The organism is Polaromonas sp. P3_C2, from assembly GCF_056402675.1.
On record NZ_JBFUGX010000030.1, the window covers coordinates 1 to 14133 of the forward strand.

The following is a 14133-nucleotide window of genomic DNA, read 5'->3' on the forward strand; positions in this document are numbered from 1 at the left end:
GTAGAGCTGGAACCAGAAGGGGTGGCGGTCTGTGCCGGTGGCCACGTCTTCGATGGAACAGATGCTCATGGTCGAGAGCGTGAAGGGGATGCCGAATTTTTTGGCAGCGCGGGCGCCCAGGATTTCGCCATCAGCGTGCTGCATGCCTGTGAGGCCCGTGGGCGCGATGGCAACCGGCATGGCTACCGGCTGGCCGATCATCGTGGTCGCTGTGCTGCGGTTTTCCATGTTGACGGCCACGCGCTGGCGCAGCTTGATCTTCTGGAAGTCGCTTTCGTTGGCGCGGTAGGTGCTTTCCGTCCACGAGCCGGAGTCGGCGTAGTCGTAAAACATGCGGGGCACCCGCTTTTTGGCCAGGACGCGCAGGTCTTCGATGTTGGTGATCACGGGCATGGGGTCTCCAGACGACAGTTTTTTTGGGGAAGCTGCCGCCATGGTAGCGCCCGTGTTTGCGTTCTTGCGTGAATTCTGGTCCCGAGGCTTTGAAATTATTGATAAGCCACTGTCCCGCATAATCTGCGCCGGTGCGCCCCCGGGGGCGCTACCTCAACAAAAAGCGGCGACCAGGGCCTGTTCGCCAATACAAGGGAATTACTTATGCAACGCACTCTCTTCACACTGATTCCAGTCCTGACGCTCGCACTGCTGGCCGGATGTACCCGCATTGAAACCGGCGAAGTGGGCTTGCGCATCAACTTTGACAAAACCACAGACCCGACCGAGCGTCTGCCGGGCTCCTTTAACCAGACGCTGATCGGCGATATCCTGACCTTCAAGATTCAGGACGTGGCGGTGGCCGTGGACAACATGACCCCGCTGGCGTCCGACAACTCAACCGTCAAGGACTTTGACATGACGGTGGTCTATAACGTCAATCCGACGGCCGTTTCCGAGCTATGGACCACCAAAAACCGGACCTTCCATGGCCTGTCGGACAAAGGCGGCGATATCCTGCTGATGCAGAACTATGTGGCGATGAGCGCGCGCAATGCGGCTTACAAGGTGGCGCGCGAATATGAATCGCTCAAGATGGCCGACAACCGGCCGGCGATTGAGCAGAAAATCCGCGAAAACGTCATCAAGACGCTGACCGAGGAAAAGCTGGCGGACAAGATCACGGTTTCCCAGATCCAGGTACGTGCCATTACCCCCGCCGATGTGATTGTTCAGAGTGCCAACGAACTGGTGCGGGCGCAGAACGAGCTGAAAACCAAAGAGGTCGAGGTGCAGACCGCCAAAAAGGAGGCTGAGCGCATTKCTGCCTTGAACGCCAACGCGGGCGCGATTGGCTACATGAACGCCATGGCCAACCTGAAGATCGCCGAAGGCGTTGCCGCAGGCAAGGTGCATACCATTGTGGTGCCCTATGACTTCAAGGGCATCGTGAACGCAAAATGAGCCTGGGCCGGCGGCGYGCATCCCGCGCTGGCGGGGCTGAAATTATTTCCACACCCCCGCCGCCGCCGCCGCCGTCTCTTACCAGCTGCCGGACGACCCACCACCGCTGCTGGAGCCACCCGACGAACTCCGGCTGCTCGAGCTGGAGCTCGAACTGCTGCCCGACGAGCTGCTGCCATCCCGGTCATCGCGCCCACTGCTGCTGCCGGAACCCCCCGTGAAGAAGCCGAACAGCATCGCCAGCCCGAATGCCATGCCTGTCGGCATCCAGGATTCCCAGTCAGTTAGAAGCAGGTCTGGCGGGTTTTGAAACGCCACATACCCCACAACGCAGGCCACCAGGGCGCTGCGCACGCCAAACTCCACCAGGCTGCGTTTGTAGGCCGCGCGCATACCCATGGCGATCAGGCCGAGCAGTAAACAGCCTATACCGCCTCCCAGGGCGTAGAGCAGGCCCAAACCGAAGCGGTTGGCGCCCACCACGAAGGCAATGCCGACCATGGCGCTGATCGCCAGTGCGATACCACCCGTCACCAGGCGCACCGTGCGGGAACGGCCGCAGCCGAACCCCAGCGCAAACGCCAGCGGCACGGGGAAAGAGAGCAGGATGGCGCCGATGGCGGGACTCTTCAGGACAACCACCGCCACCGCCGGGACGGCCGCGACGACGCCGACCGTCACCGGCCACTTCCAGGTGCGGCGCGCCCGAACCACGCCCACGGCAAAACCCCACAGCAGTGCGGCAATAAAAGCCCAGCCAAAGGGCGTGATGCCACCGCGGCTCGCTTCCGGGGGGTCAATGTCGCCCCGCACCAGCGCGCCGATGTGGCTGATGGCCGCTTCCAGTCCGCCCGCGTAGTCGTTCTTGCGAAACCGCGGCTTCATGTCCTGGTCGATGATGCGGCCCGCCAGCACGTCGGGCACGGTGCCCTCCAGGCCCTGGCCCACCTCGATGCGCATGCGCCTGTCCTCCAGTGCCACCAGGATCAGGATGCCGTCGTCGCGCTGGGTGTCGCCGAGTTTCCATTTCTCAAACACGCGCGTGGCGTATTCCTCGATGGAGTCTTCGCCCGTGGTCGGCAGCATGTACACGACGACTGCTGCGCGCGTGTCTGCTTCGATTGCCAGGATTTGTTCGTTCAGGGCCGCGACCTGGGCTGTGTTCAGCGTGCCGGTGGTGTCGAGCACGCGCGCGCTGTAAGGCGGAACCTGCACCCGGACGGCACCGGCGGGCGTGGCGATTTGCGCGGTATCGCTCGGCGTGGCTCCCTGTGCGGCATCGGACGGCACGTCTGTCTGTCCGGCACGCGCCGGTGCTGCCATGGCATCACCCGCCGCCAGCATGCACAGCGCCACCCACAGAACAACCAGCGTTCTATAGAAAAAACGCCGGGTTTCAGCCGCTGAAGGAAATAACGGGGCGCGTTGAAGGTGAAGCATGGAAGGTTTGGGGTAGAGCATGGCCGGTACAGCGTTGTCGGATGCCGGCGCTGGAAAGATCAACGTGCCGCAGTCGCGCCGCCGCGCACGCTGGCTTCGCGCACACCGGCACCGCGCACTTCGAGCCGTATCTCGTCGGCCACCTTGCCGCCGGCATCGACCAGTTGCACCACATGCCGGCCCGGCCAGGGCATCCACTGCGCTTGGGCCCCGCGCGCAAACTCCTTGCCGTCCATCAGCCAGCGCGTGCCGCGGCCTTCGGCGCTGAAGCTGACGCGCTGGTGTTTCGGCGGGATGTCCGGGTCCAGGGCAATGATGGTGCCGGAGGCAGGGGCGGTGATGCGGGGCGGGGCGTCGGGTTCGGCAACCGGTTTTCTCAAGCCATTTCGTGCTGTAGCCCTTTCAGATCGGGCGCTACCAGCTCCTGAATTCATAGCAAAAACGGTTTGCTCCGTGCCTTTCAGGAACCATTCGTTGCGGGCTGCTTCGAGCGGCGTGCCGCCCTGGTTGCCAAACCGGGTCTGGCTTTGCACCAGGCCGGCGGGCGGCAACGGCGCGCGGCTGGGTTCGGTTTTATGCAGGTAATTCATCACCGCCGCCCAGATGGGGGCGGCGCCCGTGGTGCCGCTCACGTCCCACATGGGCGCGCCGCTGGCATTGCCCACCCACACGCCCACGGTGTAGCGCTGCGAGAAGCCCATGGCCCAGTTGTCGCGCATGTCCTTGCTGGTACCGGTTTTCACGGCGCTCCAGAAGCGGGTGGCCAGGATGCTGTCGGTGCCGAAGGTGCGGGCGCGCGCCATCGGGTCGGCCATGATGTCGGTGGCGATAAAGGCCGCGCGTGCATCCAGCGCGGGCTTGAAGACCGGTTTGGGGTTTCTCGCCAGCGAAGTCGCGCTGTAGCGACCGCCGTTGGCCAGCGTGCGGTAGGCATTGGTGAGGGACAGCAAAGACACCTCGCTGCTGCCCAGCGCCAGGCTGTAGCCGTAATAGTCACCCGACTCCTTGAGCGGCAGGCCCACGGCTTTGAGCTGTTTGTGAAAGGCATCGGGCGTCACCATCACCAGCGTACGCACGGCCGGCACGTTCAGCGACGCACCGAGTGCGGTGCGGGCCGATACCAGGCCCTTGAACTGGCGGTCGTAGTTTTGCGGAATGTAGAGCCCGCCCGCGGTCTGGATCTGCGAGGACGAATCTTCGAGCAGCGACGCTGCGGTGATGCGGCGCTCGGCAATGGCCTCTGCATACAAAAACGGCTTGAGCGTGGAGCCCGGCTGGCGCAGTGCCATCACACCGTCGACTTCGGCGGCGCCGCTCAGTTCGCCCGACGAACCTACCCAGGCCAGCACCTCGCCGGTGGCGTTGTCCAGCACGACAATGGCGCCGTCTTCGACGTGGCGGCCGCGCAGCTCGCGCAGCTGCTGGGTCAGGGTCTGCACGGCAAAACGTTGCAGCGGCGCGCGTGCGGTAGAAACCAGCGTGCGGGGCACGCCCGTACGCCCGGGGGTATCGGCCTGGGCCGCGAGCAGCCGGCGCGCCAGGTGCGGCGCCACGCCTTCACTCGGGTCAAACGCCTTGCGCTGCAGCGCGGCAGTGGCAAGCAGGTCCAGACCCTCGCAGTCGGCCTTGGCCGGCGCTTGCATGGTTTTCAGCACGCCGCAAGCTCGCTGTGACACCTGCGCGGCCTTGGCGTTGGGCGCACGCACCAGCGCGGCGGCGATCGCGGCCTCGCGCTCATCCAGCCCATGCGCAGCCTTGCCAAACAGTGTGCGGCTCAGCGCGTCGATGCCGACAAGTTCGCCGCGAAACGGCACAAGATTCAGGTATGCCTCCAGGATCTGGTCCTTGCGCCAGCGTGCCTCCAGCACCTGGGCCGACACGGTCTGCCCCACCTTTTGCGCCATGCTGCGGCCACCCGCACCGGCGCGCCAGTCCTCGTCGAGCAGTCCGGCCAGCTGCATGCTGAGGGTGGAAGCGCCGCGGGTTTTGGTGTTCCACAGATTGCCCCAGGCCGCTGCAGAGACAGCGCGCCAGTCCACACCGCTGTGCTCGTAAAAGCGCTTGTCCTCACTCAGAATCAGTGCCGTGCGCAGGGCCGGCGACACATCGGGCAGCGCTACCCACTGGCCGCGCCGCACGGCGCTGTCGATGCGCAGGCGCTGGATGACTTCACCACTGCGGTCGAGGATGAGCGTGTCGGAGGGGCGGAAGTCGCGTTTGACTTCGTCGAAGGTGGCGACGGCATGGGCAGGCGATATCGCCCCGCCCGCCAGAGCAAGGGCCAGCGTCAAGCTTGTGAAAATGCGTTTCGGCTCGCGATTCATTTCTTTGTGCAAAGTCTCAGGTTGGTCCGGGTGGCTTGCACCACCGGCAGATAGGCCTCTGAATCGCTAGGAGGGTAGCTCCCCTTGATTTCATCGTCAGACTTTGCGGCGTCAGGCGCGAGGCCTTGCAAAGTCTTGATGCAGGCCGCGCGGTCACCCAGCTTGAATTGTGTGAGAGCAAGGTCGTTCAATACCCAGGCCGATTCAATCCAATGGAGGAATGACTTGCACTGCATTGCAACAGGCTGGATCACAGCCAAGGCGGCAGCGTAGTCTTTCGCCACATAACTCTTCTTGAAATTCTTCTTCGACTCATTAATGCTCTTGCGCACGCAAAGAGGCTCAGGCTTGCGGTACGTCCCCTCAAACCATGCCCGCATGCCGCAGAAATCGCGGCATGCGTCGGCGCCGTTGGTTGAGACCTTGACATCCTGGCCCTCGGTCTTGAAGCTCACCTGGCATGCGGATTTCCCGATCTTCGACTTGCCATCGACGATCACGCCGTCCAGGTCGCATACGTGTGCGTTGGCTCCCGTGGTCTCTATCGCGAACTTTCCGCGCGGCTGAACCCGCAGCGTGCCCGATGCACCGTCACTGATCACGTATTCACCCTCGGCAGGCGTGCTGAACTGTGCAAGGACCAGGTTGGCGCCCAGGAGCATGAATGCATAAAGGGCAAGTTTCACTTTGACGCCTCCAGTCTTTTTCATGCCGGCAACCCAATCTTCGTCGCCGCGTTGAAGAGCTGGAACAGCTGCGCCTGCCACGGCCCCTCGGATTCCACCGCGGTCTGCACCAGCACAGTTTGCGTCACCCGGTCTACCAGCACGCGCTGTCCGTGGTGGCCATTCATCATCATCCAGCTGCCGTCGGCCTTGGGATGCCAGAAGAAATTCTTGTAGCCGAAGCCGCGCATGGCCGTGCCGTGCCGGACTTGCGCATCGGCGGCCGACCATGAGGAGCATTCGTCTATCCATTTTTTGCTGACGACCTGGCGGCCTTCCATGGCGCCGTCCTGCGCGATCAGCTGCGCCAGGCGCGCCCAGTCGCGCAGCCGCGCGCCAAAGCCTATGCAGTTGAACTCCTTGCCTTTGCTGTCGCACAGCCAGCTGGCGCCGCCCTCTGCGCCCAGCGGCTGCCACAGGGCTTCTTCGCAAAAGGCCGCCAGCGGTTTGCCGGTGACCTGGCGGATGACCATGCCGATGGTCAACGGGCACAATTCGTTGTAGTTGTAGCGTGTGCCGGGTGGCTCCTGCACGGCGTTCCAGCCGCGCACCACGGTCTCCAGGTCGCTGCCGCTGCCGAGGAGGGCTTGCGGGTAGATCGTGGGGTTGTCGCGGTCGTGCAGGATGGCCGCGCCGCTGGACATATTGGCCAGGTGGCGCAGGGCAATACCGCCGTGCAGCGTGCCCTTCAGTTCGTCAACGTACATCTGCGGCGTGTCGTCCATGGAACGGATCAGGCCGCGGTCCAGGCAGATGCCCAGCAGCAGGGACGTCACGCTCTTGGCCATGGACCAGCTCGTCATGCGCATGTCGGGTTTGCGGTCGAACTGGTAGGACTCCAGCAGCACCGTACCCTTGCGCGCGATGAGCAGGCCGGTCACCGGCCAGGCCTTGAGATAGTCCGCCGCCGATTGCGCGACCGGCGCGAAGGCCTGGAGGCTTTCGGCCGATGCCGCCTTCAGCGTGGAAGCCTGCGCGGGCGCGGCGATGGGTCGCGCCCGGAACATGGTTTCATAGCCGCCGGAATAATTTCCGACGCGGTAGTCCTTGTCGGTCCAACTGCGGTTGCCGCCCCAGCCGGCCGGGTAGCCGGAGCGTTGCTGCCAGTCGGCGGCGGCCGCGGCCGCCCCGCGCGGCAGGGCAATGCCCGCAGCCAGTGCGACGGCCAGGGAACGCCGCTGGATCATTTTGCGGCTTCCACCTTCACCCGTGCATTCGGCGACTCGCCAAACATCTCGGGCGCATACATGGCCTCGACCCGGCTAGGCGGCAGAGCGAAGTCACCGACGTTGTTCAGTCGCACGGTGTATTCCATCTTCACCACACCCTTGGGCAGGTATTCGTAATAACTGCGGAAGGCCTCAAAGCTGCGCTCTTCAAACGCCGGCCAGCCCGCACCGGTTTTCTTTTCGCCGCTGGTGGCAAYTTCGGAATCACGGCCCAGACCGCCGCCGAGGATCGTTGCGCCGCCCGGCACCGGGTCGCTGATCACAACCCAGGTCATGTCGGCGCTGGCGTTGACTTCGAGCGTGATGCGGATCACGTCGCCGCGCGTGTAGACGCCTTTGACGGCCTGCTCCACCGGGGTGATCGTTTTCTTGATTTGGTAGCCAGCGTTGAAAGGCGCCTTCAGCTGGATGGCCGCGATGGATTGCAACGTGAGCCACGGTTTCCCGGGGCCTTGATGCGTCACGGTCAACGTGTCCTTCGCTGCGCTGCCCCAGGGCAGGAACATGCTGTTGTTGCGCAGGTTGCCGGGCGAAGCCGGTGCGCCGAAGAAGGTGGTCTGGTTGGGTGCGCCGGCTGCGTCGGTTGCCTTGACGCGGTCAACCTTGGCCCAGTCCACGCTCGCTACGCTGGCGGCTGCCGCTGCCAGCGTCGCCTTGGTCACGCCCGCTACCGGCGTGGCTTCAAACCTGGCCGAGAACTTGTCGAGGGCCAGGCCACCCCACAGGTTGGCCGTGGTGGTGTGCCACGCACCCTTTTGCTGGCGCGCGATAAAGCCGTTGGCCAGGCGGCCCATGTCGTCTTTCCAGGCGGGGTCGTCCATCACGGCCAGCATCAGGCGCGCGGTGTTCACATCACCGTTGGTCATCAGCCACCACCAGTAGTCGTCCTTCTCGGTGCTGAAGATCAGCTTGGTGCCCTGGAAGGACAGGCGCGAACGCAGCACCTGGTTGGCTTCGGCGATGCGCTGCTCACGCTGCGGCACATCGGCCACGCGTTTCAGGATATTGAGCCAGTCGATCACCGCGTGTGTGGGCCACTGGTTGGGCGCAATCGTGATGCTGCCCAGCATGCGGCCCTGCGCCTTGCCGTAGCGCGAGAGCGCTTCCAGCGCGGCCAGCTTGCGCACGTCGAGGTCTTTGCGTGGGCTCCAGAACTCGCGCTGGATACGGCCTTCCACAAACGCGATCAGGCCGCGCTCCATGGGGGCGCGCGCATCGTCGGGCAGGGCAAACGCCGGGTTGAGGCCAGAGGCTTCGTGCGTGGCGGCCAGCAGGTAGGCCGTCAGTGCATCGCTGCCGCGATTGGCTTCGCCGTCGCGCGGCGGGAAGTAATTGGCCAGGCCATCACTGTCCAGGTAGCTGGGCAGTTGTGCCAGCACGGTCTGCCAGAGCTTGCTGTCGCGCAGTCCCACCGACTTGCTGGTTTTTTGCTCCAGGCAGATGAACGGGTACATCGCGAAATAGTCGCGCACGCCGTCCATGCCTTCGGCCAGTTTCGGCTGCAGCGACATCTTCAGGCCGCCGCGGCCGGGCAGGGCGTCAGCCGGCGGGTTCACGTCCAGCGTGAAGCTGCCGTCGACCTGCACCAGTGTGGCTTGCTGCACGGTCAGTGGTACGGCCGGGATGATGCGCTGACGCGCCTTGAGGCCGTCGCGTGCGCCGGAAATCGTGTCTTTGGCCTCGATCTCCCACAGGATGGCTTCGGCGCGTGTGAACGCGAGCTGCGCCGGCGCGGTGACTATCCAGGCCACCTCACGCGCTTCGCCCGCGGGGATGTCTACCATTTGCGGTTTCAGGTCCAGCATCGTGGCGCGCGGGCTCACTTCCACCTTCATGGCCACCTTGGTGGTGTTGCGCAGCGTCAGTTGCGCGCGGAACTGGTCGTCTTCCCGCACCAGTGGCGGCAGGCCGCTGATGATTTGCAGGTCCTGTGTGGCCTTGATGCTGGTCTGGCCCGTGCCGAAGAGGCCGGTGCCTGCGTCAGCCACTGCCACAATCTTGAAGGTGGTCAGCGCGTCATTGAGCGGCACCATCACCACGGCCTGGCCGTTGGCGTCCAGTTGCACCTTCGGGTTCCACAACAGCAGGGTATCAAGCAGTTCGCGTGTGTTGCTGCGCCCGCCGCCACCGCCGGCTGCTACAGCCTTGCGGCCGAAATGCCTGCGCCCGATGATTTCCATTTGCGCGGTCGAGGTTTCCACGCCCCAGGCGCGGCGCTGCAACATCGCATCCAGCAGGTTCCAGCTGCTGTTGGGCATCAGCTCCAGCAGGGCCTGGTCTACCGCGGCCAGCGCCACTTCGGCATTGGCGGCCGGCTGCCCATTGGGCAGCTTGGCGGTAATGGTTACCTTGGCCTGGCTGCGCACGGCATAGCTTTCCTTGTCGGTTTTCACGCTGACGTCGAGCTGGTGCGCCTTGGTGCCCACACGTATTTCAGCCACGCCCAGGCGGAAGGCCGGTTTGCTCAAGTCGACCAGCGCAGTGGGCGCGACGTATTCACGGCCTTCGTACCAGAAGGATGTCCACCATTCACGTGGTGCCTTGTAGCCCCAGGTGAAGAAGCTGTACCAGGGCACTTCGCGCAGCCGGCCGCGCAGGGCCAGCACGCTCACGTACACATTCGGCCCCCAGCCTTCCTTGATCTGCAGGTTCACCGTCGGGTCCTGGCCGTTGAGCTGTACCACCTGGGTTTCAACAATGCCCTCACGCTCAACGGCGACCAGTGCCGTGGCAAACCGGAAGGGCATGCGCACCTGGAACTTGGCGGTTTCGCCGGGCTGGTAGCTTTTCTTCTCGGGCAGCACGTCCATGCGGTCGTGGTCTTCACCGCCAAACCAGAGCTCGCCCTGGCGGGTGACATACACATTGCTGGCGGCCTGGATGGTGTTGCCGTCCTTGTCCTTGGCCGTCACGATGAGTTCGACCTCACCGGGTTCACCGAGCTTGGTCTCGCACAGCAGCAATCCGCGCGAATCGCTCTTGCCGCTGCAGACGCTGCCGAGGTCTTTGACCTCAGTTTTGTTGTCGTAGGTGTAGAAGCCGCCCACCATGCGCTTGCGGCTGGTGGTGGTGATGCGCGCCACGGCCTTCACCTCGAGCGACACGCCAGGGGCGATCTTGCCGGTCAGGTCAAGCGCCAGCGCCTGGAACTTGATCTTCTGGCTGGAAGACACCCAGCCTTCAGTCTTGATGCCCGCCACCACAGCCGCCGGCCAGACGGTGGAAGTGCTGCGAATGGTCTGCACTTCGCCGTTCGGGTCGGCATAGGTGGCTTCCATCAGCAGCTCCTGCGGCTGCCTGCGCTCGGGAATGTCGTTGATGGTGAGCTTGCCTGCGCCATTGCGGTCCAGCGTCAGCGGGAGTTTGTCGGCAATCACGCGCTGGTCCTGCGAAGAGGTGCTTTCCTCTTCGCCCTGGTTGCCGGCGCTACCGCGGCCGGTGCTCGGTGGCGAGAAGTTGAATTCGTCGAAATCGCTGTAGCTCAGGGACTTGCCGCGCACCAGCGCCGACACCCGTACGGGCAGGGCCACGGCGCCGCCGCCCGCCACGTAATTGATCTGCACGTCGGTTGGCACGGACTTCACATTGACGAGTGGCTTTTTATCGGAAGGATTGATGCGGCCTTCAAGCACCGGCAAACGGAACTCTTCCACACGGAACTGCCCGCTGGAAAAACTGCGCTCGCGGCTGCCGCGTTCGCCCTTGAGCTGCACTTCATACACACCCAGCTTGGCAGCAGGCGGAATGGCAAAGGTGTTTTCGGCGCTTTGCCCGCCCGTGGCGGTCTTGCGCCAGGTGATCGGCTGGGTGTATTGCTGGCCGCTGCCGACATGCGTGATGACCAGCGTGGCGGGTGCGCCCTCGGGCAGGCCAAAACCCTTGCTGGTTTCGGTGCGCAGCAGGTGTTTCATCGACACCGTTTCGCCGGCGCGGAACAGCGTGCGGTCAAAGACAGTGTGTGCCCGTTCGTTGGGCAGCGGGTCGCGGCTGGTCGGCACATTGAAGCGCCAGGGTTCAATGCCCTTGTGCCAGTCGCTCCAGGTGAAGGCGAGGTCTTCAATGCCGGCCACTGTGCTGCGCGCGCTCACGAAATAGGCATTGGCGGAGTCGCTGCCTGGGCAACGAGGCGGCTCGGAAGACAGGCCGCTGAAATTGGCGATGCCCTGTGCGTTGGTGACAGCCTTGGCGATCTCGGTGCCGTTGCAGCCCGAGACGCGCACCGTGGCGCCAGCCACCGGGGCGCCCTTGTCGAGCGTGGTGACCCAGGCCAGCGAGTTCTCGCGGCCCAGCTTGAAGTGCACGCCCAGGTTGGTCACCAGGGCGGAAGTGCGCACATACATGGTCCGGCTATTGCCGTAGCGTTCGTCGAGCAGCGAGCTGCCCAATTTTTGCGAAGCGATCTCGACCACGTGAAAACCGGGTGCCAGCGGGATGCCGACCACCTCAAACGGACGTGGGTCGGTGCCTGCGGCGGGCTTGGGCAGGTCCAGTGTCTTCACGCCGGCCTGGCCGGCCAGCAGCGAGACCATGCGCGACTGCACGTAGTCCCGGTCGCGTGATTCGAGTGGTTTGGGTAGCGGCCCCTTGATATCAGCAGCCGCTGCCTTGCGTGAAACCTGGTAGTCGTCGTAGCGCTGTACCTTGCGGAACCAGGCAATGATGTCGGCGTCGGTGCGGGGCTGGAGGTCGCTGACCTTTCCGGCCGGTGCCGCGCCGGGTGTGAGCCCTTTCACGGGCAGCAGGGCTTCGACATTGCGCAGCGTGACGGGCAGCAGGGCCGGGTCGCCCGGTTTGGTGTTGGGTTCGGCAAAGCGTTCGACGATGCCGAAGGGAGAGGCGGCGAACTTGGCCAATGGCGGCATGGAGCCTGTAGCCACCTTGAGCGGGAAGCTGTCGGCATTGCGCAGCGTGCGGCCCGAAGCATCCTTGAAACCTCTGGGCAGCTCCAGCATGAATTGCCCCTGTTCAGGAAACAGCGGCTTGAAGGTCACGTTGCTGACCAGGCTGTCGCCGTCACTGTTGCCTTCCTCGAAGGCGGGCTTGAACGTGTCCTTGTCGCCCTTCAGGCGTATGGCCTCGGCCAGCTTGCGCGGCACGGGGGTGTTGAAGTTCAGGGTCATGGGCCGCATCGGCAGGCAGGCCGACTGGGCGTTTTCGCGTTCGCAGGTGAAGCTGGCCGCAAACGGCTCGCGTACCTGGAAGTTGTAGCGTTTTTCCACCGAATTGGGTATGCCGCTGGGTGTGCTGACGCCTTTGCCGTACACCAGCTGCACTTTGGCAGCCGATGTCAGGCGCCGGTTGCAGGTCAGGGTGGCGTAGCGCAGCGGATCCTGGGCTGCAGCCTTTTCCAGGCCCAGCGACTTGAGCAGTTCGTTGCGCTCGTTACCGTCGATGAGCTTGACAGGAACACGTTCACCCAGGCCTTCCACGTTGCACCAGACGTTTTCGCGAATGCTGGCCAGTGTGGCGGCGCCGTTGAACTGCAGCACGAAGTACTGTTCTTCGTCGATGCGCTCATAGGTGCCGGGACGGAGGTTCTGGATGAAGGGGCCGCCAGTATTGAATTTATAGGAAGTGTTGCCGCCCACGGGCTGGCTTTTGGGCGACTTGAAGGTGCTGACCACCTGCACCGAACAACTCACGCCAGGTGGCAGGTCGTTTTCAAATTCGAACGCCCATTCGCGTTCATTGATCCAGCGGCCGGAGCCCTTGGTGGCCTGTGCATCACTACAGCTTAGTGACAGCGGGGCAGGCGCCTTGGGATCGCCGAAATTGACGGCGCCTTCGTCAAATTTGGCGACGATTTGCCTGACACGGGCGACTTCGCCTTGCGGCGAAAGGCTGGTGATTTGCAGGGCATGGGCATGCAGCGAGACAGCCGCGATCAGTGCCAAAGCGGCTTTTTTCATTATTGGGCTCACGTTTTCCTCTCCTTCGGGAGGCCAAGCGTAGCCGATTTGGATGTAACAAAATGTCCCGTGAAATGGGCGAAAACCGCTCAAAAAAAAGCGGGCCTGGAGCCCGCTGGTGTGATTTTCAGAGGGCCTCCAGCAAAAAGCGGAGAGCCCCTGCGTCAGGATGCTCAGCTGAAGTTCACCGGCACAAAAATTTTGCTGTCGCCCCGCTGTATCAGAAGCGCCACGGATTTCTCTGCTTTGGCCACGGTGGCGCGCACCTGGTCGATGTTTTTCACCGGAACGCCGTTGATGGACAGCAATACGTCGCCAACCTGCACCCCGGCCATTGCCGCCGGGCCGCTGGCCTGTTGGACCACCAGGCCGTTGTCCACGCCGGCTTCCTGCTTTTCATCGGGCTGCAGCGGGCGCAGCGCCAGGCCCAGCTTGCCCTGGTTGGGCGTGTCCTTTTTGGCTGCGGCCTGGGCCGTCTTCTCGTCGGCATTGGCCAGCCTGGCAGTGACCACCTTGGCGGCGCCCTGCCGCCAGATGTCCAGCCGGATGCTGTCGCCGGGCGCTGCCAGGCCGATCAGCGCGGGCAAGTCGCCCGAGGACACGATGGGCTGGCCGTTCACGCCGCGGATCACGTCACCCGACTGCAGGCCGGCCTTGTCCGCCGGGCCGCCTTTTTCCACACTCGAAACCAGCGCGCCTTCGGGCTTGTCCAGCTTGAAGGAGTCGGCAAAGGACTGGTTGACCTCCTGCACCGCTACCCCCAGGCGCGCATGCTCGACCTTGCCGGTCGCCACGATCTGGTTCTTGATCCGAACGGCCACGTCGACCGGGATGGCGAAAGACACGCCCTGGTAGCCGCCGCTGCGGGTGTAGATCTGCGAATTGATGCCCACGACTTCGCCGCGTGCGTTGAACAGCGGGCCACCCGAGTTGCCCGGGTTGACGGCCACGTCGGTCTGGATGAAAGGTACGGCGCTGTCGTCAGGCAGCGAACGGCCCTTGGCGCTGACCACGCCGGCGGTCACGGTGTTTTCAAAGCCGAAGGGCGAGCCGATGGCCAGCACCCATTCGCCGACCTTGAGCTCGCTGATCTTGCCGAGCGTCACCT

Annotated in this window: 8 protein-coding genes; 1 reads left to right on the top strand and 7 read right to left on the bottom strand. The window is 64.0% G+C overall.

Features of this window, described 5'->3' with window-relative positions; all coding sequences use genetic code 11:
- The coding region (locus AC1DWI_RS02750) for an alpha-hydroxy acid oxidase (RefSeq protein ID WP_477724338.1) at positions 1 to 393 on the bottom strand (393 nt) is incomplete at its 3' end.
- A gap of 204 nt (positions 394 to 597) precedes the next feature.
- On the opposite strand from AC1DWI_RS02750, the gene AC1DWI_RS02755 reads away from it, so the two are divergent.
- Positions 598 to 1398 (top strand): SPFH domain-containing protein, encoded by an 801-nt coding sequence (locus AC1DWI_RS02755; protein WP_477724339.1) that lies wholly within the window; start codon positions 598 to 600, stop codon positions 1396 to 1398.
- A gap of 78 nt (positions 1399 to 1476) precedes the next feature.
- Here the strand turns inward: AC1DWI_RS02755 and AC1DWI_RS02760 are convergent, their stop codons facing one another.
- The 6 genes from AC1DWI_RS02760 to AC1DWI_RS02785 all read right to left on the bottom strand — a co-directional run.
- Positions 1477 to 2838, bottom strand: a complete 1362-nt coding sequence (locus AC1DWI_RS02760) for a TPM domain-containing protein (RefSeq protein ID WP_477671272.1) — start codon at positions 2836 to 2838, stop codon at positions 1477 to 1479.
- A 59-nt stretch (positions 2839 to 2897) separates the two neighbouring features.
- Positions 2898 to 5162, bottom strand: a complete 2265-nt coding sequence (gene pbpC, locus AC1DWI_RS02765; RefSeq protein WP_477671273.1) for a penicillin-binding protein 1C — start codon at positions 5160 to 5162, stop codon at positions 2898 to 2900.
- Positions 5159 to 5929, bottom strand: a complete 771-nt coding sequence (locus tag AC1DWI_RS02770; protein ID WP_477671274.1) for a hypothetical protein — start codon at positions 5927 to 5929, stop codon at positions 5159 to 5161. Before AC1DWI_RS02770 ends, pbpC begins: the two co-directional genes overlap by 4 nt.
- Complete coding sequence (locus AC1DWI_RS02775; RefSeq protein ID WP_477671275.1) at positions 5869 to 7074, bottom strand: serine hydrolase domain-containing protein; 1206 nt, start codon at positions 7072 to 7074, stop codon at positions 5869 to 5871. The genes AC1DWI_RS02770 and AC1DWI_RS02775 overlap by 61 nt, the downstream gene beginning before the upstream one ends.
- On the bottom strand, positions 7071 to 13025 hold the full coding sequence (locus AC1DWI_RS02780) for an alpha-2-macroglobulin family protein (protein ID WP_477724341.1): 5955 nt from the start codon (positions 13023 to 13025) through the stop codon (positions 7071 to 7073). The genes AC1DWI_RS02775 and AC1DWI_RS02780 overlap by 4 nt, the downstream gene beginning before the upstream one ends.
- A 173-nt stretch (positions 13026 to 13198) precedes the next feature.
- Positions 13199 to 14133, bottom strand: a 935-nt coding sequence (locus tag AC1DWI_RS02785) for a PDZ domain-containing protein (protein ID WP_477724340.1), incomplete at its 5' end; no start/stop codon positions are given.